The following is a 20,887-nucleotide window of genomic DNA, read 5'->3' on the forward strand; positions in this document are numbered from 1 at the left end:
ATTATGTCGTTACGCACCGTAAATTGTCCGGCGCCGTCGTTGGTCAGGATGAAGAGCCCCTGATTCGACGGATTGTTAGCGATAATGCGGACGACCGCGTCGACATCACCATCATTATCAAAATCGGCGCCCGCGACCGAAGTCAATTCTCCCGGAAGCGCCGTCTCGGACGTGACCGCAAGATACCCACTGCCGTCGTTGCTCAGCACTTGCAGCTTGCGGCCGCCGAAACTGCTCACGAGCACATCCAGGTCCCCGTCGCTGTCGGCGTCGGCCACGAAGGCGTCATACGGATCGGCGCCGGTCGGGTAGTAATAGCTGTGATCGGGTCGGCCGTAATAGTCAAGAAACGTCACACTCACAGTGGCCTCGAGTACGTTAAGGCATACAATGTCCTTCATTCCGTTGCCGTCCATGTCAGCGATTTCCATGTCCCACACATACTCCCCCGCAGGCCCGGTCATCACGCCCGGGAAATAGCCACCGCCTTGATTGATATTGACCAATAACGTCCCGCCCTCCAGCATCGGCAGCGCCAGATCGTCGTCGCCGTCTTGATCGAAGTCGACGGCGCACAACTTCACGGCGTAGTCGCCGATCGAACTGGTCTGCGCCGAGGTAAACGTGCTCCCGCGCCCGAGCAAAATACTGAAGCTCTTGTCAAAGAGATTCGTGACGGCTAGATCCAGCTTGCCGTCCGCATCGAAATCACCACCCACCAGCGCCGTCGGCCCGTCCCCCGCGGCTAACCGTCCCGACCGCGCAAACTGACCGGCGCCGTCATTCGCATGGATCTCGATGACGCCTTCGGCATTGATCGCGACGGCCAGGTCCAGGTCGCCGTCTTCATCAAAGTCCCCGGCCGCGATGCCGGTGGGGTCAGTGCCGACCGTGTATCGCACTCGCCCGCCAAGCGCGCCGCTGCCGTCGTTGATAAAGACCGCGAAGTCATGACTCTTACGGCAAACCACGGCAACGTCCAGATCGTCGTCACCGTCCCAATCCGCCACGACCACATCGCGCGGCGCCAATCCCGTTTGATACGAGGCGAGGAAGCTGAACCCTCCCGTGCCGTCGTTTGCCATCACCGTCATGCTGGCTGAGTTGCCGTCGGCCGTCACGATGTCCAAGTCACCATCGCCGTCGAGATCGCCGCACGCCAGCCCCTGCGGACTCAAGCCGACATAGTGAAAGATCGCCGTCTGAAACGTTCCATCCGGCTTGCCGCGCATGACCCCGATCGCGTTCCCGATCGCCGCCGTGAATGCCAGATCGACGATGCCGTCGCCCGACAACTCGGACGCGACAATTGCCGTCGGCCCATAACCGAGATTGCCGTATCCCGCCATGTAGTCCGCCGGGTCGAGGAACGTGCCGTCGCCAAGTTGTCGATGTACCGTAATCGTATTCCCGGCATAATTCGCGACGGCCAGATCGGTCCCGCCGTCTTTGCCGATGTCGAAGGTCGTTACGGCGACCGGTTCCGCGCCCGCCTTCAGCAGGGAAGCCGTCGAAAAACAAATCTCGCCCGCCCGGACATCACTACTGAATAGCAGAGTCAGGAAAGCAACGATGACCAACCATCCTGCTGGACTTGCAGACCACTTACACACACCACACCTCCACGATGTTGCGTTCGGCTTTGGCGGCGATTGTACTCGTGAGGTAAAAGGGAACTCGCCTCAATCTAATGGCTTCATCAACGTTGTCAACTGCGCAATTTCTGCTTACCCGCGTATCCAAACGCTACTTGTAGGTCAGGATCCCCGCGATCCTGACCCGCAGCCGCCGCCTTCTCCCTCTCCCTGTGGGAATGGAGTGGAGGGCCAGTTCACGCGGCTAATCCCCTTGGAACCTTCCGCCCTTCATTCGTAAAATCATTGATGTCTGCGCCACAATCCCTATATTCGGGCAACTAACGATCTCAACTGCAAGGAGTAACCATGCGTCTTGTCACATTGCTAACCCTTTTTATCGCGAGTGTCTTTATGGCCTTATCCCCCGGCGATGCCCTCGCCAAAAATCCGATCGTCGTCCTGGAAACCTCCGAGGGCATCATCGAGCTGGAGTTGTTTCCCGATGTCGCCCCCAACCACGTGGCCAACTTCCTGGAACTGGCCAACAAGGGCTTCTACAACGGCGTGATCTTCCACCGCGTCATCGACGGCTTTATGATCCAGTCCGGTGATCCCACCGGCACCGGCATGGGCGGCTCCGACAAGAAGATCAAGGCTGAATTCAACGACTCGCTTCACCACGCCGGCACGCTCGGCATGGCGCGCACTAACGATCCCAACTCCGCCACCAGCCAGTTCTACATCTGCCTGGCGCCGACACCGTTCCTCGACCACAAGTACACGGTCTTCGGCAAGACCATCAAGGGCTTTGACGTTGTCACCAAGATCGGCAAGACGCAAACCTCCGGTGACGGCAACAAGATCGCCCGCGATGCCGCCTGGAAAGCGCAACTGCTCAAAATGAAAGATGAAGGCTCGGACGTAAAATTGATGCCGGATGGCTCGCCGTATCCGGATCGCCCGCTCAAGACCGTGAAGATCATCAAGGCCTACCAGAAGAAGTGAAGCGCCTCGCCGTCTTCGGCGCCACCGGCTCCATCGGCACCAGCTTGCTCGATATCGTCCGCAAGAACCGCGGGCGATATCGTCTCGAGATGCTCGCCTGCCGAAGTTCGACCGAAGCTTTGATTGCCCAGGCGCGTGAATTCGACGTTCCGCGCCTGCACTGTTTTGACCCCGCCGCCGCCGATCAACTCCGGGGCGCCGCACCCGCCGGCTGCCGGATCACCTCCGGTCGCGACGCGATTCGCACCCTGATCGATGATCTGCCGTGTGATCTCGTCGTCAACGCCATCGTCGGCGCCGCTGGTCTGGAGGTCTCTTATCATACGCTCGATCGCGGCCTCGATCTTGCGCTTGCCAACAAAGAGTCGATGGTGGCCGGCGGGGAATTGCTGCGCCAAACGGCGGCACGCACCGGCGCCCGCATCCTGCCGATCGACTCCGAGCACTCGGCACTTTTCCAGTGCCTCTTGACCGGGCGCTTTCCCGAAATCGAAAAGCTGATCCTGACCGCTTCCGGCGGACCGTTTCGAAATCGTCCCGCCGAGACCTTCGGCAACATCACACCGGCGGAGGCGCTTCATCATCCCAACTGGTCGATGGGCGCCAAGATCACAATCGACTCCGCCACGCTGATGAACAAAGGACTCGAAGTGATCGAAGCACACTTTCTTTTCGGTGTGCCGCCCGATCGCATCGAGGTGGTCATCCACCCGCAGTCGATTGTCCACTCAATGGTGCAGTTTGTCGACGGCGCCGTCATTGCCCAACTGTCTCCTCCCGACATGCGCCTGCCGATCGCTTACGCCCTCGAGTATCCCGACCGCCTCCCGACCGATCTGCCGCGCCTCGACCTGTCGCGCCCCCTGGAACTCAACTTCCAACCACCCGATTTTGTCCGCTTCCCGACGCTAGTGCAGGCCTTTAAGTCTTTGCAGATAGGCGGCTTAGCACCTTTATCCCTGAATGCCGCGAACGAGGTCGCCGTCGCCGCTTTCCTTGCCAATCAAATTAAATTCACCGACATTCCGATAATAACGGCGAACGCTCTCGCCCATCTGCCGCGCGGTTCGACCCTTAGTCTCGAGGATCTGCTCGAGGCCGACCGGTCGGCGCGCCGCGAGGCTGAGAACTTCATCGGAGCTGGAACCTTAACACCGAGCGGACGTTAACAAAGACGTGATACTCGTCATCTTATCCTTCATCTTCGTTCTGGGCCTCCTGATTTTTGTCCACGAACTCGGCCACTTTGCTGTTGCCAAGTGGTGCGGCATCCGCGTCGAGACCTTTTCGCTCGGATTCCCGCCGAAGATGATCGGTTTCCGCAAGGGCGAGACCGAGTACTGCATCTCCTGGATTCCCCTCGGCGGCTATGTCAAGATGGCCGGGGAGAAGCCGGAAGAAGAGGACATCCAGGGTCGCCCTTACGAATTCATGTCTAAGCCGATCTGGCAGCGCGCTCTCGTCATCTTCGCCGGCCCGGCCATGAACTACGTCCTCACGGTCGTCCTGCTGTTTGCCATTTATTTCTTCCAGGGCGAGCCGATCAATGATCCCAGCGCCAAGATCGGCCTCGTCGTTGCCGGTGAACCCGCTGCCGCCGCCGGTCTGCAACCGGGCGACATGATCATCGGCGTCGACGACTCCACCGTCGCGAGCTTCAACGACATGTATCGTCTCATCACCAATCGACCCGGCGAGCAGGTCAACCTCTCGTGGCTGCGCGGCAGTGATACCATGAGTGCGTTCGTCACCACCCGTGTCGACACCGCCATGGACATGCAGGGTGAGGTGGTCCAGGTCGGCAAGATCGGCGTCGGCAAACTGGTCGAGTATCAGCCGATGGGTCTGGGTAAGGCCTTCGTCGAGGGCTTCCTGGCTACCAACGAATATGTCGCGCAAATCTTTAAATTCCTGTCCGATGTTATCACCGGTTCGGTTTCGTCGAAACTGATCGGCGGCCCCATCTTCATCGCCCAAGCCGCCGGCGAGGCCGCCAAACAAGGTTTTGTCTCCGTCCTGTTCCTGGCCGCGATTCTCTCGGTCAATCTCTGTGTCGTCAACCTCGTACCGATCCCGGTGCTCGATGGCGGCCAACTGCTGTTTCTTCTGATCGAGAAGATCAAAGGCAGCCCGGTCTCGATGCGCGGCCGCGCCATCGCCCAGCAAATCGGCCTCGTCTTTCTGATCCTCCTGATCATCTTCGTCACCAAAAACGACATCTGGCGCATCAACATCTTCGGCTGGTAATCACCACCTGATCTGATCCCACCGGCACAGTTTGCTCAGCGTCCCGAGGAACGAGGGATTGTGACCTGCCGCCCTTTCGGAAACTGCAGCCAATCTCAATTCCCGCCTCCGCGGGAATGACGCTTGCCCCCTCTCCACCCGGGAGAGACAGCGGGGGAGAGGGTGCGCTACTCAACACCCTGTCCCCTTGCAAAAGAACTCATTCCTCCGCCCTCAACTTGCGTATAATCCTTGTCGATAAGTTAGGTAAGCCTAAATAAAGATATAGGTATGGCAAAGATACAGTCACCGCAGTCCATTTCCGTCGAGGATTACCTCAAGGCCATCTGGCGCCTGACCGGCGACAGCGACGCCTACGCCGCCACCTCTGCGCTCGCCGCCGAACTCGCCATCTCGGCACCGTCCGTTTCTGGTATGCTGCGCAAGCTGGCCGCCAACAAACTGGTGCACTACAGCCCGTACAACGGAGCCCGCCTGACCGCCGCCGGCCGCCGCCGCGCGTTGCGCATTCTCCGCCGCCACCGCCTGGTCGAGTTATTCCTGCACAAGTGCCTGCGCTTGAATTGGGAGGAAATCCACGAAGAGGCCGAGGTCCTCGAGCACGCCCTCTCCGATCGCCTCGAGGCTCGCATTGACCAGTGGCTCGGCTACCCCGGCTTCGATCCGCACGGTGCGCCGATTCCCGACGCCTCCGGCTACATCAAGCCGCGCAAGGTCGTTCCGTTGGCCGAGATTCCCGAGCGCCGCGAAGCCGTCGTCGCGCAGGTGATGGGACAGGATGCCGACCTGCTGGTTTACTGCGGCCAGCGTCGCATTCTGCCCAATCGCAAAATCGTGGTCTTGCAGCGCGAGCAGTATGGCGGATCGCTCAAAGTTCGCGTCGCCGGCCGCGTCCAATACCTCGGTCCGGAAGCCGCGGGCAAAATCCTCGTCGAACAACTTTGAACCGGAGGCGCCATCGATGACACCCGAGAACCCTGAATCGCCTGCCAACGAGACACCGGAACCGAAAGCGCCCTGGCGCCGCGACTCCGGCGGCCGCAGCCTGCCCGAGGTCCACGGTTCGATTGCAGTCCCCAGCCACTTTCCGTTCTGGCGCAAACTCTGGGCTTTCGCCGGCCCCGGTTTTCTTGTCGCCGTCGGTTACATGGACCCGGGCAACTGGGCGACCGACCTGGCGGGCGGCGCCCAATTCGGCTATGCGCTCCTGAGCGTCGTGCTGATCTCCAACTTCATGGCGATCCTGCTCCAGCACCTGTGCATCAAACTCGGCATCGTCACCGGGCGGGATCTGGCTCAGGCTTGCCGCGATCATTACCCGCGGCCCGTGGTCTGGGTACTCTGGGTTCTCTGCGAGGCGGCCATCGCCGCCTGCGATCTGGCGGAAGTCGTCGGCTCGGCGATCGCCCTGCAACTGCTCTTCGGCATTCCGTTGATCTGGGGCTGCATTATCACCGTGCTCGATGTCCTGGCCGTTCTCTATCTCCAGCACCAGGGCTTCCGCCTGCTCGAAGCACTGGTCGTGGCCTTGATCCTGACCATCGGCACCTGCTTTGCCCTCGAGCTGTTTTTTGCTGCTCCCAGCCTGCCGGCAGTCCTGCTCGGCTTCATCCCGAGCTCGGAGATCCTGCGAAATCACAATATGCTCTACGTCAGCATCGGCATCCTCGGCGCCACCGTCATGCCGCACAACCTCTACCTCCACTCCTCGATCATCCAAACGCGCAAGTATGAACCGACGCCGGAGGGGCGGCGGGAAGCGATCAAGTTCGGCACGATCGATTCGACCGGTGCATTGATGACCGCGCTCTTTATCAATTGCGCCATCCTCGTGGTGTCCGCGGCCGCCTTTCATTGGTCCGGCCATCACGAAGTGGCGGAGATTCAGGATGCCTACCGCCTGCTCAGTCCCACGCTGGGCGTCGGCATCGCCAGCACGGTCTTTGCCCTGGCGCTCCTGGCCTCGGGTCTCAATTCGACGCTCACCGGCACGCTGGCGGGGCAGATCGTGATGGAGGGCTTTATCAACGTCCGACTGCGCCCGTGGCTGCGCCGCCTGGTCACGCGCGCGATTGCCATCGTCCCGGCCGTACTCGTGATTGGATTCATGGGTGAAGCGCGGACCACGGAGCTGTTGGTCGCCAGTCAGGTCGTGCTCAGCATGCAACTCGGCTTTGCTGTCTGGCCACTAATGCGCTTCACCAGCGACCGCGCCAAGATGGGAGAATTTGCCAATCCGCTCTGGATCAAAATCCTCGGCTGGACCACGGCAATGATTATCATTATCCTCAACGTAAAATTGCTGCTGGATACATTCCTGCCGGAGCCGGTACTGAAATTTATCTATGGTGTGCTGGGCTTGCCCCTCGCATCGTGAGGTTACCGATGTATCGTAAGATTCTTGTCGCCCTCGAAAACGGTCGCGCCGATCAGTCCCTCTTGCCGCATATCGCCCAATTGGCGCAACAACTCGGATCGCAGTTGCTGCTGGTGCACGTCGCCGACGGCTGGGCGGCCCGCAACTACGTGCGCTTGAAACTGGCCGAATCCGAGGAAATGCAGCAGGATCGCCGTTATCTCGACGACTGCGCCGAGAAGCTGCGCGCCGCCGGACTGACGGTCGCTGCCAGACTCGCGCTCGGTGACCCGCCCCGGGAAATCGTCAGGATTGCCGCCGAAGAAAACTGCGACCTCATCGCCATGACCACTCACGGCCATCGCCTCCTCGCCGATCTCTTTTTTGGCAGCACCATCCATGAGGTGCGCCACAATTCTCCGATTCCGGTCTTGTTGGTGCGCGCCGGTCGCGAGTGACGCCCGCCCGCCTCGCCCCCTGATGCAATTTACTTCTTGGCTGAGTCCGCCGGGGTTGATGCCGCGTCGAGACTGTCGTGCAACTTGTTTTCTTCCCCCTGATAATCGGGCAACGACAGCATGTAGCGTGTGCGGAAATCGCGGCTGGTCACATCCAGCAGGCGCGCCAGCGACCCGAGCATCGGATCGGTCGCGTCCTTGAACCGCGTGTACGGATCGTAGTCGCCCGCAAACAGAATCTCGCCGTCGTCGCCGATGACGAAGTACATCGGGTACTCCGTCGTGACGCGATCGCCGACCCGCGCGAACGGATACTTGCCGACGACGCGAAAATTCAGGTAAGTCAGTCCCGGCTTGAGCGCGACGAACGCGAATTTCCCCTGGAAATGCCGGTAGTCCGGCGCCGGTCCCGCCCAGTCGCCCCAGGATGGCGGCAGCGGCGAGAGCGCGATGTTCGTCGAATGCTCGACGACAAACTGCACCTTCTGATAGAGCGGGGCATGACATTCCAGGTCAAAGTCGACGCGTGTCGAATCCCGGAGTTGTGCCGCCGGCGTGAAGCGGAAATTCGCCGTGAAATGCCGGTCCTGTCGCACCTTCGTGATCATCTCGTTGCGCGGAAACGACAGCGTCAGCGGCCGCTCGCTGCGCAGCGGATGCGGCGTAATCTGTGTCTGGCGGCAATCGTCGCTCGGTCCGGCGCAGAGCAGATGTCCGTCTTCATCAAACGCGATCGTTATCCCGGCAATCTGCTGCCAGCCGGTCGGGGCGCGCCGCACCAGCCCGATCCGGTGCATTCCCACGAGCGTCGGCGTAAACGTAAATTCCAGCGTGCGCGCTGCGCCGGAATCGATCGGGGCCGGCCACAGGATCGAGTCCGGCGCAAAGCGCATGGCGTACACCTCCGCTCGTACCAGCCGAAATTCCATCGTGTCGGTCGTCGCGCGATGACACACCAGGTCGGCGACTACCTTGACCGGTTTGCCCAACTGCACCGGTCCGACCAACCGCACCTGGCCGCCGATCGGCTGCGCGTTTTGATACTGGCTGCGCGGCAACACCGGTTTAATCTCCGCCGCCTTCGATGTTTGTCCCATTGCCGATCCGCTGACGGTCAGCAGCGCCGCTGCGGTCAGGCTGAGCCGCAGGGAAGGCATGAATACGTTTCGCTTCATAGTCGCTTATTATACATCCGACTCCACGTCGGACAAGAACGAAAATCACCTTGTTGGCGCTGCATTTATTCTTAGCTTACGCGGATGGCGGACAAGCTGCGCAAGGGTGATATCATTCAATTGCCGATCGACGATCTCGCGCTTACCGGCAGATCGGTCGGGCGGCACAACGATTTCGTCGTCATGGTCGATCGCGGTCTGCCCGGCGAGACCGTCGAATGCCGCATCAAACTGACCAAACGCCGCTATGCGTTGGCGGAATTCACGCGCTTGATCTCCGCCTCACCGCTGCGGATCGAACCGCGCTGCCGGCATTTTGATGAATGCGGCGGCTGTGTCTGGCAAAACCTCGACTACACCGAACAACTGCGCTTCAAGACCAGCTTCGTCACCGAGGCGCTCGCCCGCATCGGCAAGGTCACCGGAATTGCCGTCGACCCGCCCGTCGCCGCGCCCGATCCGTTCTTCTATCGCAACAAGATGGAATATTCTTTCGGCTTCCGCGACGGTGCGCCCGCGGCTGGCATGCATGTGCGCGGGCGTTTCGATGCCATCTTCGACATGCAGGAGTGCTTTCTCCAGTCGGAACGCGGGGTTGCGGCCCTGCGGCTGGTGCGCGCCACCGCCCAACGCCTCGGCATTCCGAACTATGACGATCGTTCCGGCGCCGGCCAACTGCGCGTCCTGGTCGTTCGCGAGGGCAAGCTCACCGGCGATTTCATGCTCAACGTGGTCACTCTCGACCGTGACTTCGCCGGCCGCGACGAGTTGTTTCAGGCGATCATCGCCGGCGTGCCCGACTTGACCGCGCTCTTCCACACCGTCAACGGCCGCAAAGCCCACGTCGCAATCGGCGAGGAGTTGATTCCAGTATTCGGCCAGACCTATCTGACCGAGATGATCGGCGATCTGAAGTTCCAGGTCACGCCGTTTTCGTTTTTCCAGACCAACAGCCGGCAGACGCGCGCGCTGTACGATGTCATCAAAGATCACGCCGCGCCGGAGCCGACGCAGGAAATTCTCGATCTTTTTTGTGGTTGCGGTACGATTTCCCTGTATCTTGCCCGGCATGTCCACCACGTTTTCGGCATTGAAATCAGCGCCGAATCGATCGCCATGGCCCGCCGCAATGCGGAATTGAACAACCTTGTCAACGTCGAATTCCAGTCCGGCGACGTCCGGCGTCTGCTGGTCGATCTGGCCGCCCAGCCCGGTCGTTTCCACACCATCATCACCGATCCGCCCCGCGCCGGCATGGAGCAGAAGGCCATCACCCGCATCGCGCGGCTGCAACCGCGCCGCATCGTCGCCGTCTCCTGTAATCCGGCGACTCTGGCCCGCGATCTCGAACTCTTTGCCGACGCTGGCTACCGTGCCCTGCGCGTCACCCCCGTCGATATGTTTCCGCAGACGGCGCACATTGAAGCTGTCGCGACTCTTGTGCCGATATAGTGCTTATGCCCGCTAACCTTCGCAACGGAGCTGTCATGCAGTTTAGCCGAATTGCCGCCGCCCTGGGACTGGTCCTGGCGCTGGCGGTTTCTGCCGTCGCCGAAAAAATGACGGCCGAAGAGCAATTGACGCGTCTCGGCGAGGACTACCTCGCCCTTGCCTTCGATTTTGATCCGGTCTTTGCCACCCAGATGGGCGACCATCGCTTCGACACCGGATACCCGAATTTCACCTCCGGCGCTGTCAACAAGATGGTCACCGGCCTGCGCGGACTCAAGACCAAGCTCAAGAAGATCAATCAGTCGCAATTGAGCACCGATGCCAAGATCGATTACCTGTTGCTCGAGTCGAACCTCGACACGCAAATCCTGCTCCTGTCCAACACGGCGCTCTATCGCGACAACCCCAAGCTCTACTCCGAGGCGGCGATCAACGGCATCTACTTCATCATGACCTCGCAGTCGTTGCCGGAGGACGAGCGCCTGCGCCTGATCCTCGCGCGTCTCGCCGACCTGCCCGATTTCTTAAGCTCGGTGCAACGCCAGCTCAAGAACCCGCCGCAAGTCTGGGTGTTGCTGGCCAAGGATGAGGCCAACTCCGCTGTGACGTTCCTCGGTGAGTTAGCCGCGTACTACTCGGCGCGGTTTCCGGACAAGCAGAAGGAAATCGACACGCGCTTCGCCGGTGCTTCCAGCGCCCTTCAGGATTTCGCCGACGTGCTGTCCGATTTTGCCGAACGCGACGGCCAGTCCTTCGCCATCGGCCGCGACACCTTCAACCGCCTGCTCAAGACGCAGTACTTCATCGACTACGACGTCGACACGCTCCTGGCCATCGGCGATTCGCTCTTTGAACAAGCGCAGGGGCTGTACGATTCACTCGCGGCCGTCGTCGAAACACTCCCACCGATCGAAGAGATGAATATCTTTGTGCCGGCCACGTTCTCGCGCGACGACATCCTTGACTATTTCCAGTGGGAGATCAACCAGACGCGCCGCTGGGTCGAGACGCACGACTTCGCCACGGTCCCTGCCGACATCGGCGACTGCATCCCGATTGAGACCCCGGCGTTTCTCGACAATATCATCGGCGGCATCGCCTACGAACCGCCCGGACCGTTCGAGACGGTGCAGCTCGGCCGCTTCTACGTGCGCCCGCTGCCCGACTCGCTGGATGAGGCCAATCGCTCCGCCTTTTTCCGCTACTGCTATCGCCGCGGATTCCGCAGCTCGGTCGTGCACGAGGCTTATCCCGGCCATCACATGATGATCCAGCTTGCCAACCGCAATACCTCCTTGATTCGGCGCATCCAGCGCAACAATCTTTTCGTCGAGGGCTGGGCGCTCTACTGCGAGGAAGCAATGTACGATGCCGGCTTCTACGGCAATGATCCGCGCACGCTGCTGGCGATCGTCGGCGGCATCCGCTTCCGCGCCGGCCGCATTATCCTCGACGTCAAGCTCCATACCGGCCAGATGACTTACCAGCAGGCGGTCGACTGGATGGTCGAGAAACTTGGCGCCTCGCTCGAATACGCCGAGAAAGAGGTCAACCGCTACACGCTGACGCCGACGCAGCCGATGTCGTACCTGATCGGTAAGGAGCAGATCAAGCAGGCGCGCGCGGCCTTCAAGCAGCGCATGGGCGACCTCTATTCGATCAAGCGCTTTCACGACGCCATGCTCAACGAGGGCGCGATCCCGCCGTCGTTGATCCTGCGCAAGATTAACGAACAAATTCTGTAAAACTCCCGCCGCCGCCGTTTCATTCTGGAACCGCGGCGGCCGCATTTTGCGCTCGATTTCTGGGCGATTTTTCCGATACCAGCTATAGACGATTTGCGTCGCGGCGGCGCCGTGGCATCGCCGTGCAAACCGCCCTTTAAACAGCGACCGACTAACGACTTAAACTCTCGTCGCCGTCACGCCGCAGCGCGTCCGGCGACGATCAGGCGAAGGCTGGGTAACATGGCAAAATTACTGCTCACGTCGGACCTGCATCTCGGCCGACAATTCCCGGGTGTGGGGCGCGCCGGTGATATCGTCCGCAAGGCGCTCAAAGAATCGCTCGAAAAATCGGTGACCGCCGCGCTCGAATCCAGTGTCGATCTCGTTCTCGTCGGCGGCAATCTCTTTGCCTCAAATCTCGTCTCGCGCAACTTGATTGAATACGTTTATCGCCAGGCCGAACGCCTCGGCCGCATTCCCTTCATCGTGGCGCCCGGGCAGGCCGATTGTCTCGACAGCAACTCGGTCTATCGTCATCTGCCGCTCGAAAGTCGGCCCGACAATTTCTTCATCCCCGGCCTGACGCATGAGACCACGCTCAGTTTCCCCGATTCAGAGGTGACGCTCTACGCTATCCCCGATCTCGGCGATTCCCTGCCGCAGGCCGGCTGGCAAACGCCCGTGCGGACGCCGCACCCCGGTGCCCACGTCTTGCTGATCGGCAACCGCGCCGCGCTTGAACAGCACGAGTCGGCCGCGCTGAGTCCGCTGGTGAATCAGTTGATCCTGAAGAACTCCTTCGATTTCTACGCTGTCGGCGGCCACGCGCACTACCGCCAGTGGGCGACCAACGCCTACTCGCCCGGCGCGCCCGAGACGCTCGACTTCGACTCCGACCAGGCGGGTCTCAGCCTGTTGGTCGAAGTCAACGGCGACCATGTTGCCGTCGATGCCGTGCCGACCGGCGAACTGGCCTGGAAGCGCCTGCAACTGGACTCGACACAATTCCTGTACAATATCGAGATTGAACGCGAACTGCAGAAATTCGCCGGCGCAACCAAGCTGCTCGAACTGCGCGTCGGCGGCAACTTCGTCGGCGACGGCTATCTGGATTTGGCCGCGCTCGAACGCGCCCAAAGCGACAACTTCTGCTTCCTGCGCATTCGCGACGACCGTCAGCCCGCCGCTGCCGCTGCGATCGTGGCCACTGACAACGGCGGCAGCCTGATCGGCGAATTCACCGCGCTGCTGCGCGACAGCATCGACAAGGCGCCTGCCGAATTGCGCGCCAAATACCTGGAGGCGCTCTCCACCGGACGCGCCCTCCTGTCGGGTAAGGATGTGATCTGATGAGACTCTTGCGCCTGGAACTCAAACGCTTCGGTCGCTTCGAAGACTACACGATCGACTGTGCCGACGGCATCAACGTCCTGCTGGGCGATAATGAATCGGGCAAATCTACCGTCGTTGCGGCGGTCTGCGCCGCGCTCTTCGACGACCCGGCCCAACTGCAAAACGAAATGCGCCGCTACAATCACTGGGCCTCCGAGCATCCGTTCCTGCTCCATCTCGAATTCGAGGCCAATGGCAAGGTCTTCCACCTGACCAAGGACATCTCAACGCAATTGACCTTGCTCGAGGACATCAGCAGCGGCACCAAGTGGAACAATCAGCGCGACGTGCAGGCGCAAGTCGCCGCTGCGCTCGGCTTCGGCGAGAAGGAGTTCTTCCTCGCCTCCGCCTGCGCGCAGCAGGGCGATCTGGCCGGCGTCTCCCGCGCCGTGAATCTTGTCAAAGACAAGCTCGAACGCCTGATCAACTCCAATAAAGACGAAGTCCTCGCTTCACGGCTGCTGGAGCGGCTGTCGACGCGCATCGCCGCGCTGGAAGGCAAGGGCGACGGCGCCGGTGAAATTGCCCAGCTGGAAAAGAAGATTGCCGGCTGGCAAGCCGAATTGCAGACCTGCAAAGGCAAGACCGCCGAATTGCTCGAGTACCGCAACCGCGTCTACACCAACGCGGTGGAACTCCAGAAGACCGAACAACGCTTTAACGATCAGCACGAACGTTTCCGCAAGAGCAAGCTGGCGTTTGAAGCCGCGCAGGTGCTCGACAAAGACCGCGAACTCTACATGGACCTGAGCCGCAAGACGCTCGAGGCGCAGGACATCAAGAATCAAATCACTTCGAAGAAAGACACCCTCAAGTCGCTGATCCGCATCGAACGCGCCGACCAGCGCTCTTGCGAGGGCCTCGCCACGCAAAAGCAGGTTTACGAAGGCCGCGTCCAGGACTGCGAAGCGCGCGTTACGGAAGCGCACGAGAAGGCGCAGGAAGCGACGCCGAAGTCGTGGTACCGCTATGTTACTATCGCCGCTTTGATCGGCGCTCTCGGCGCCGCCGCCGTCTGGTACTTTCTGCGCGATCCGCTTTTGCTCGGCTCAGCCGCCGCCGCGCTGATTGTCTCCGGCTCCGCGCTGGCGCTGTGGTTTTCGGCCAAGGGCGCGTATGCGCAAGCCTTGCGCGTGCACGACGACGCCAAACGCCGGCTCGAAGAGGAACGCGAAAACCTGCGCAAGAACTCCGAAACGCTCGATGCGCTGCTGCGCCGCTTCAAGGCCAAAGACGTCGATGAACTCGCCGAAAAGTACGAGCAGTATCGCGACCTCGACCGCGATATCAAGGCCATGGTCTCCCGCTACGAATCAATCATCGGTGAAAACAACCTGAAAGACCTCGAACTTGATCTGGCGCGCATGAACGAGCGTATGGCCGAGCAGCAGCAGATCTTCGACCAGCACCGCGCCTACGCCGTCACCGAGCGCGACCTCGAGGAATTGCAGCGCGAAGTCGCCGAACTCGACAAGAAACTGACCCGCCTGCGCGACGAGGGCACCCTGGCCGGCCACAAGCTCGAATTCCTCGAATCCGGCACCGATATCATGGCGCCGCTTCAGGAACGGATCGAAGACGGTCAGCGCAAGCTGGAGGCGTTCCGCCGCGAAGCCGAACAGCTCAAGATCGTCGCCCGCTACCTCGAGGAAGCCCGCCGTAAGGTGCTGAAATCCTCGATCGAAATGCTCGAGGACGAGGCCTCCGCGATTCTCAGCCAGATCACGATCGGCACCTGGAACAAGGTGCGCCTCGACCGTCATCACCTGACCTGCGAAATTTCGCACGACGGCGTCGGCTGGCGCAGTGCCGCCGACCACCTGTCGCGCTCGGCCAGCGACGCGCTCTATCTGGCGCTGCGGCTGGCGCTCGTCAAGGTGCTCTGTGGCGACAACCGTCCGCCGCTGATCTTCGACGAACCGCTGGTCAACCTCGATGCCATGCGCCGCAAGGAGGCGCTGCGGATCCTGCGGCAGTTCGCAGCCAACTATCAGGTGCTACTGCTGACGGCGGACGAATCGGCCCGCGAAGCCGGCGATCAGTTCCGCCACCTTGGCTCGCTGACCCGCCAGGTCGCCACGGTGTAACAACACTCACGACTATCTCATCAGTCCGAAAGACGAAGCGCCCGGTTGACCGGGCGCTTTTGGTTTACGGGTGAGCCGTAGGGCAGGTCTCCACAAGAAGCCGCATGATTCTTGGAGTTCGTGACGGAGACCTGCCAGCACCGTAATGTCAAAGTCGGCGGTCCTCCGGGCGGTGGTCTGCGCCTGCCGCGAGTCGTCGGACAGGAGACCCACCCTACGCGTTGCTCGCGAAATTCTCGTCCGCAATCGCCGTTAAATTCTCCCCCTCCCCAAACCCGCTGCCGGACAGCTGCTTGGAGAGACGCGTTTAACCGTTTGCGCCGGCGGCGACACCTGCTTATAATGGCCCATCATGACCAAGCATATGTTCGCGCCATGGCGGGGGGATTTCATTCGCGGTCCCAAGGCCAAAGGCTGCATCTTTTGCAGGATGTTGGCCGAGAAGAAAGACCGCGCCAACCTGATCCTCCATCGCGGCGAGCGTTGCTTCATCGTCTTCAACCGTTACCCTTACACTTCCGGCCACCTGATGATCGTGCCCAACCGCCATGTCGGCAATTTAGAGAAGCTCGACGCGGCGACGCTGCACGAAATGATGGATTTGTCGCAGTACATGGTGGCCAGTCTGAAGCACGAATTTGCGCCGCGCGGCTTCAATCTCGGTATGAATCTCGGCCGCTCGGCCGGCGCCGGCGTGGCCGGACACCTCCATCTCCACATCGTTCCCCGCTGGGCGGGCGACTCCAATTTCATGGCGACGACCGGCGACGTGCGGGTGATCTCGCTGTCGCTGGAGTCGGTCTATGAGCTGTTGAAGAAATATTTCCCGCGCCGCCGATGAAACGCCGCATTCCGACCAAGCTCGAACTGCTGCAGTTGCAGAAGCTCTATCGCACCGACAAGCGCATCGGGCAGGCGCTGGGTGATGTGCCGGAAAACCTGGTTGCCTACTGGCGGCGCAAGAAGGGAATCGGGCGTTCGGTTTTTCCGAAATACTCGTTGATGGAAATCAAGGAACTGTGGGAGCGGTTCGGGGACGATGCCAAGGCCGGGCAGGAACTCGGCGTCACGAAGCAGGCCTTCTACCGCTGGCGCAAGAAATACAAACTGCTGGAGAAACCGGCGATTCTCAAGCTCGAGCAGTTGGAATTCAAGTTTCTCGACGAGCAACGACTGTCGCGTTCCGGCAAGGGCGATCAGCCGGCGCAGACGGCAATTCAGCGGATCATCGCCCTGCACAACGACGGCCGCGCCCTGCCGGGAACCGCCGTCAAACTCCATCCCGATTTGCAGGTGTCATTTCAGGAGGGCCGCCTGCTGCTGAGCGATTGCCGCGACGGGGCCGATCCCAGGCCGCAGCGTTTCCTCGACTTTGAGGCACTTTTTGCCGCCGGTCACTTCCGCTCCGGTCAGGTGATCCGGGGCAACGCCCCCGAGGTGGCGGCGCTGGCAGTGACGGCCTCGCTGGTGTTTCTTGACGCGGGTCCGGCCGATTCGGCGGCCGCGACGATTGCTTTCGAGGTTCCGCCGACGGTGCGCGTGACACTGACCGGCTCGTCGCAATTGAAATTCTCACCCTTCGATTCCGCCTGCTGCATCTGGGAAGCGTTGCGCGACCTGAGTCGCCGCGAGTTTGCGCTCGAGCTGTGCGGCGTCGGCATCGAACGGCTGCTGCTGCCCGACCGCATGGCGCTGTTGACCTACGTGCGCCTGCTAACCGGACGCCAGGTGCTGCTTAGTCCCGATCAGATGCATTTGAACCTGCTGAGTCACTATGGGGCGGCGGATGGGCCGGTACCGTTTTCCGACCGCAGCGTGTCGTTCCTGGAGGAGATCACTGCGACGGTGTCGAAGCCGCGGGCGCTGCACTTCGCTCTCGGCCGCGGCGAATTTGTTCGCGATCTCGGTGAGTTGGAGAAGCGACAGCCGGCGCGGCTGCGAATCGGACCGCTGCTGGGCGGGTCGATCGACGATCTCAAGTTGATCGCCTCCGCGCTCGGCGAGCGCACGCTCAGTGACGACTGCCACCTCTATGTCCTTCCGCGCAGCCGCCAGGTGTTTCTGGAAGCGCTCAAGCGCAAGTACGTGCAGAAGATCGTCGAAGCGGGGGGACATGTTGCCGATGCCGCCGCGCAACCGGCGCTGGCGCCGCTGGCCGACGATCAGTTTGAACTGACGACGGAGACCTCCGGCGGCCCGAACAGCTACCTGGCGTCGGTGCCGGCGATGCTGCAGATTCTGATTAACGGCAAGGTCACGCGCCGCAATTTCGAAGCGCCCTAAGCGCGCGGCTTCATGCTCCCCAATTCAAAGCGCTCACCGTCAAATCGGACGTAGCTGAAGAAATTGATCCAGTCCCCGGAATTGACGTAGACCCCCCCTTCGATCTCTTTGATCTCCGGCCAGTGGATATGCCCGCAGACGACGGCGCGGTAACCGGCGGCGATCTGCCGGCGCGCGAAATCGTGATATTCGGCGACGAACTCCGGGGTCGGCTTCTCCTCGCCAAAGTAGCGCGATCCGCCGGAGACGCGGTGCGCCAAGCCGTAGGCCAGCGTCGGCGGCAGTAGCTTGAACAGCGCGATGTTCACGCGGTTACGCAGCACGCCTTTGAGCAGGCGGTACTTCCAGTCAGAGGGCGCGACGCCGTCGCCGTGCAGGACAAGCACGCGGCCCAGGCCGCCGGATAGTTCCAGCGAATCGCGATAGACCTGGCAGCCGATCTCCGACTGTATGAAGTCCATCAGCCAGAAATCGTGGTTGCCGCAGACGTACGACAGCTTGACCCCCGACTCGGCCAGCGCTTTGAGTTCGAGCAGGATGCCGAGATTGCGTTTGGGGATGAGGTGCTTGTACTCAAACCAGAAATCGTAGAGGTCGCCGAGGATGATCAGATGCTCGAGGTCGCCGGCAAACTGCGTGCGGAACCGGCGGAACCGTTCGAGCTTGAGCCGGTCGCGCTCGACGTTGGCTTCGCCGAGATGAAAGTCGGAGACGAAGTAGACGGCCATGGCGGCGAATGTAGCGCGAAACTTGAGTCCGGCCAAGGGGAAATGTGCCGTGGCGCTGTTTCATTCCGGGCGGTTGCGGCCGCGGATCGGCGGCAGTATCGGCGCGGCTGTTCCCGTGTGAAACAGCACCGGTCGCATTCTGCGAGAAGCGGGGATAGCGGTTATCGCGGACTTTGATCTCTAACTTTGAACAGCCGAAGTCCAAGCGCCGTCAAGCTCTGAACCAAAGGTGCGATGGCCGTCAGAGTCGGGGGTGCGATGGGTGGGAAATTCGACAAGATTTCCACGAATTTGTGTGTTTCAAGTTAAAGTAACTCTGCTCGATTCCGATACAACTCAATGTTGGTTTGTTAACAAGAAACTTTTGGACAGAGTCAACTTCAGGACGAAGAAACTTCAATGCTTTCCTAATTGAAAGGAGCAAAGGATGAATCGCAGACGCAGAACCCAAACCACGCGCAATCGCCGTCGTACCAGCTGGCATGCCCGTCCGACCAACACCCCGCGCCGTTGGAGCGCCGGTGGCCGCACGAAGGTGTGGACGCAGCAGGAGATCAACACGCTGCGCAAGTTCTATCGGACGAACTCGAACGTGTTTATTGCCAAGAAGCTGAATCGCAGCGAGAGTTCGGTGCAGTACAAGGCGTCGAGCCTGGGCCTGCGCAAGAGCCAGCAGTATCTGAAGCAGATTCGCAACAACTGGGCGTAAACGCCGGTTGCTTTTGGCTTACCACGGCGGCAGCGATGCCGCCGTTTTTTTTTGTTGGGCGCGGCGGAATTGGCCGAGAATTTCGCTATCTTGCCGCGCCATGCGCTTCTTCGATTCGACCATGCTGATCCTCGGCACGCAGGGCCTGGCGCTGCTGGCCGTCTTCGCCATCAATGTGCTGATCAGCCGCGCGTTCGGCGAAGCCGGCAAAGGCGCCGTGGCGCTGTTGATCAATAGTGCCGAAGTGATGGTCATCTTCGCCCACCTTGCGCTCGGCACCAGCTCGCAGTATTTCGTCGGCAAGCAACTCGCCTCGCCGCGCCAATTGAGCGGAAACTTCCTGTTTTTTCCGATCATGCTCCTGCTTGCCCTGCTGAGCCTGGCCGGCCTGACCTGGCCGCTGTGGTCGGCGCAGGTGCCGGCGTCGGCGTGGGTGGTGATTGGGCCGGCGATTCCGTTGGCACTGCTGATGCTGATCTACGAGCCATCGTGTCAGCTGTTGATTGCCATTGGCCGCGTCGGCCTGCGCAGCGTGCTGGTGTTGGTGCAAAACGGCCTGGTGCTGTTGGCCGTTCTCCTCGCGGTGCTGGCGCTGCCATTCGGAGTGCAAAGCGTGATCTGGGGCTATGTCGCTGCCTTTGCGCTGACCGTTGCCTTGGTGCTCCGGCAAATGAGCGCGGTCTGCGGCGCACCGGCGGCGCCCTCCTGGCGGCTGCTGAGGGCAACGATGGGTTACGGCGGCTGGATCTACGCCGCCAATCTCATTGGCCACTTTGCGGCGCGGATCGACTTTTTCATCGTGACGGCGCTCGCCGGCATCCAGGCGGGCGGCGTGTACTCCGTCGCGATGGGATTGACGTCGCCGATCACGATCATCGTCTCGTCGGTCAACAGCATATTTTACCCCCGCACTACGGGCGAGACGGACGATGAGACGCGGCGAACGACGCCCTTCTTCTATCGCCAGATGTTGCTTTTGCTGCTGGTCACGGCGGCCGGAGTGGCGCTGTTAGCGCGGCCGGTGCTGGGCATTTTCGGTCCCGGATTCCTCGCCGGTCACGCGGCGCTGCTGTACCTGTTGACGGCAGCGGTCTTTCGGGGTGTCAACGGCATTCTCACTTCGCATTTGCTTGGGCGCGGGTATCCGCACGTCAAAACGATCTTGACCTCAGTGATGCTGGCGCTGATGGCGCTGGGCTGCTGGCTGTTGATTCCGGCGCTGGGCATGAAAGGCGCGGCGATATCGGCGGCCGCCTCCGGGGCAGTGGAGAACACCGTCCTGCTCGTGCTCTACGCTCGTGTCGGCGGCGGCGAGGTGCGCGAGCTCTACAACTTCCGCCGCGGCGACTTCGTGGCGATTATTGTGGAGGGGCGGAGTTTCCTGAAGCGGTTGGGTGATGGTTGGGGCAAACGGGGAGCTTAAAGGTCCTCGTCCTCAAACGCGCTGAAGATCGACACGGCGCGCGACTCGATCTGGTAGATTTCCTCTAATCTGCCGGCGGCGCCGTTGAGCTTGCCGGTTTTGGCGGCGGAAGCAATTTCGCTCCAGAGTTGGGCGGCCTGCTCGTAGAGCCCGGCCGACAACTCGTAAATCGGGCGCGCATAGATTTGTCCGGCCTGATCGAGAAACTCGGCGAACATCTTGCGCGAGAGCCCGCCGCCGGTGCCCGCTTTTTCGATTTGCTGGTACA

At 61.1% G+C, this 20,887-nt stretch carries 18 protein-coding genes; 14 read left to right on the forward strand and 4 right to left on the reverse strand.

Features of this window, described 5'->3' with window-relative positions; all coding sequences use genetic code 11:
• Positions 1–1,580, reverse strand: a 1,580-nt coding sequence (locus IT585_11420; GenBank protein MCC6963851.1) for a VCBS repeat-containing protein, incomplete at its 3' end; no start/stop codon positions are given.
• A 408-nt stretch (positions 1,581–1,988) separates the two neighbouring features.
• Between IT585_11420 and IT585_11425 the strand changes: the two genes are divergently transcribed.
• From IT585_11425 to IT585_11450, 6 genes are all read left to right on the forward strand, one after another.
• Positions 1,989–2,582 carry a peptidylprolyl isomerase gene (locus tag IT585_11425; GenBank protein ID MCC6963852.1) on the forward strand — a complete coding sequence of 198 codons (594 nt, stop codon included), beginning with the start codon at positions 1,989–1,991 and terminating at the stop codon, positions 2,580–2,582.
• Positions 2,579–3,751, forward strand: coding sequence for a 1-deoxy-D-xylulose-5-phosphate reductoisomerase (locus IT585_11430; GenBank protein MCC6963853.1), 1,173 nt, complete (start codon positions 2,579–2,581; stop codon positions 3,749–3,751). Before IT585_11425 ends, IT585_11430 begins: the two co-directional genes overlap by 4 nt.
• A gap of 7 nt (positions 3,752–3,758) precedes the next feature.
• Entirely contained in the window at positions 3,759–4,829 is a 1,071-nt protein-coding gene (rseP, locus tag IT585_11435; protein MCC6963854.1) for an RIP metalloprotease RseP, read from the forward strand.
• Positions 4,830–5,099: 270 nt separating this feature from the next.
• Positions 5,100–5,774, forward strand: a complete 675-nt coding sequence (locus IT585_11440; GenBank protein ID MCC6963855.1) for a metal-dependent transcriptional regulator — start codon at positions 5,100–5,102, stop codon at positions 5,772–5,774.
• A gap of 16 nt (positions 5,775–5,790) precedes the next feature.
• Positions 5,791–7,206 (forward strand): Nramp family divalent metal transporter, encoded by a 1,416-nt coding sequence (locus IT585_11445; protein MCC6963856.1) that lies wholly within the window; start codon positions 5,791–5,793, stop codon positions 7,204–7,206.
• An 8-nt stretch (positions 7,207–7,214) separates the two neighbouring features.
• Positions 7,215–7,643: a universal stress protein gene (locus tag IT585_11450; protein MCC6963857.1), complete on the forward strand. Its 429-nt coding sequence runs from the start codon at positions 7,215–7,217 to the stop codon at positions 7,641–7,643.
• A 29-nt stretch (positions 7,644–7,672) separates the two neighbouring features.
• Here IT585_11450 and IT585_11455 read toward each other — a convergent pair whose 3' ends face one another.
• A complete protein-coding gene (locus IT585_11455) occupies positions 7,673–8,818 on the reverse strand; it encodes a hypothetical protein (GenBank protein ID MCC6963858.1) in 1,146 nt (381 codons plus the stop codon).
• Positions 8,819–8,902: 84 nt separating this feature from the next.
• Between IT585_11455 and rlmD the strand changes: the two genes are divergently transcribed.
• The 6 genes from rlmD (at position 8,903) to IT585_11485 (ending at position 17,759) form a co-directional block, all read left to right on the forward strand.
• Positions 8,903–10,270: a 23S rRNA (uracil(1939)-C(5))-methyltransferase RlmD gene (gene rlmD / locus IT585_11460; GenBank protein ID MCC6963859.1), complete on the forward strand. Its 1,368-nt coding sequence runs from the start codon at positions 8,903–8,905 to the stop codon at positions 10,268–10,270.
• A 35-nt stretch (positions 10,271–10,305) separates the two neighbouring features.
• On the forward strand, positions 10,306–12,015 hold the full coding sequence (locus IT585_11465) for a DUF885 domain-containing protein (protein MCC6963860.1): 1,710 nt from the start codon (positions 10,306–10,308) through the stop codon (positions 12,013–12,015).
• Between the two features lie 222 nt (positions 12,016–12,237).
• The gene (locus IT585_11470; protein MCC6963861.1) at positions 12,238–13,347 is read left to right on the forward strand and encodes a hypothetical protein; all 1,110 of its coding nucleotides are present in this window, start codon (positions 12,238–12,240) and stop codon (positions 13,345–13,347) included.
• Complete coding sequence (locus tag IT585_11475) at positions 13,347–15,476, forward strand: AAA family ATPase (protein MCC6963862.1); 2,130 nt, start codon at positions 13,347–13,349, stop codon at positions 15,474–15,476. The genes IT585_11470 and IT585_11475 overlap by 1 nt, the downstream gene beginning before the upstream one ends.
• A gap of 352 nt (positions 15,477–15,828) precedes the next feature.
• Complete coding sequence (locus IT585_11480) at positions 15,829–16,317, forward strand: HIT domain-containing protein (GenBank protein MCC6963863.1); 489 nt, start codon at positions 15,829–15,831, stop codon at positions 16,315–16,317.
• Positions 16,314–17,759 carry a hypothetical protein gene (locus IT585_11485; GenBank protein ID MCC6963864.1) on the forward strand — a complete coding sequence of 482 codons (1,446 nt, stop codon included), beginning with the start codon at positions 16,314–16,316 and terminating at the stop codon, positions 17,757–17,759. Before IT585_11480 ends, IT585_11485 begins: the two co-directional genes overlap by 4 nt.
• Here the strand turns inward: IT585_11485 and IT585_11490 are convergent.
• Positions 17,756–18,523 (reverse strand): UDP-2,3-diacylglucosamine diphosphatase, encoded by a 768-nt coding sequence (locus IT585_11490; protein MCC6963865.1) that lies wholly within the window; start codon positions 18,521–18,523, stop codon positions 17,756–17,758. The genes IT585_11485 and IT585_11490 overlap by 4 nt on opposite strands.
• A gap of 391 nt (positions 18,524–18,914) precedes the next feature.
• On the opposite strand from IT585_11490, the gene IT585_11495 reads away from it, so the two are divergent.
• Positions 18,915–19,196 (forward strand): hypothetical protein, encoded by a 282-nt coding sequence (locus IT585_11495; protein MCC6963866.1) that lies wholly within the window; start codon positions 18,915–18,917, stop codon positions 19,194–19,196.
• Between the two features lie 121 nt (positions 19,197–19,317).
• Positions 19,318–20,619, forward strand: a complete 1,302-nt coding sequence (locus tag IT585_11500; protein MCC6963867.1) for an oligosaccharide flippase family protein — start codon at positions 19,318–19,320, stop codon at positions 20,617–20,619.
• On the opposite strand, the gene IT585_11505 is transcribed toward IT585_11500, so the two are convergent.
• Positions 20,616–20,887 (reverse strand): DUF4872 domain-containing protein (locus IT585_11505; protein ID MCC6963868.1); only part of this gene is annotated, 272 nt, incomplete at its 5' end. The two genes, IT585_11500 and IT585_11505, sit on opposite strands and share 4 nt — an antisense overlap.

It is taken from the genome of Candidatus Zixiibacteriota bacterium, assembly GCA_020853795.1.
Taxonomy (GTDB): domain Bacteria; phylum Zixibacteria; class MSB-5A5; order CAIYYT01; family CAIYYT01; genus JADJGC01.

Excerpts from the sequence above, each read along its gene's own strand:
- IT585_11425 (MCC6963852.1), top strand. The coding sequence starts at position 1,989 with ATGGCCTTATCCCCCGGCGATGCCCTCGCCAAAAATCCGATCGTCGTC.
- IT585_11440 (MCC6963855.1), top strand. The coding sequence starts at position 5,100 with ATGGCAAAGATACAGTCACCGCAGTCCATTTCCGTCGAGGATTACCTC.
- IT585_11445 (MCC6963856.1), top strand. The coding sequence starts at position 5,791 with ATGACACCCGAGAACCCTGAATCGCCTGCCAACGAGACACCGGAACCG.
- IT585_11450 (MCC6963857.1), top strand. The coding sequence starts at position 7,215 with ATGTATCGTAAGATTCTTGTCGCCCTCGAAAACGGTCGCGCCGATCAG.
- IT585_11455 (MCC6963858.1), bottom strand. The coding sequence starts at position 8,818 with ATGAAGCGAAACGTATTCATGCCTTCCCTGCGGCTCAGCCTGACCGCA.
- rlmD (MCC6963859.1), top strand. The coding sequence starts at position 8,903 with ATGGCGGACAAGCTGCGCAAGGGTGATATCATTCAATTGCCGATCGAC.
- IT585_11465 (MCC6963860.1), top strand. The coding sequence starts at position 10,306 with ATGCAGTTTAGCCGAATTGCCGCCGCCCTGGGACTGGTCCTGGCGCTG.
- IT585_11470 (MCC6963861.1), top strand. The coding sequence starts at position 12,238 with ATGGCAAAATTACTGCTCACGTCGGACCTGCATCTCGGCCGACAATTC.
- IT585_11475 (MCC6963862.1), top strand. The coding sequence starts at position 13,347 with ATGAGACTCTTGCGCCTGGAACTCAAACGCTTCGGTCGCTTCGAAGAC.
- IT585_11480 (MCC6963863.1), top strand. The coding sequence starts at position 15,829 with ATGACCAAGCATATGTTCGCGCCATGGCGGGGGGATTTCATTCGCGGT.
- IT585_11485 (MCC6963864.1), top strand. The coding sequence starts at position 16,314 with ATGAAACGCCGCATTCCGACCAAGCTCGAACTGCTGCAGTTGCAGAAG.
- IT585_11495 (MCC6963866.1), top strand. The coding sequence starts at position 18,915 with ATGAATCGCAGACGCAGAACCCAAACCACGCGCAATCGCCGTCGTACC.
- IT585_11500 (MCC6963867.1), top strand. The coding sequence starts at position 19,318 with ATGCTGATCCTCGGCACGCAGGGCCTGGCGCTGCTGGCCGTCTTCGCC.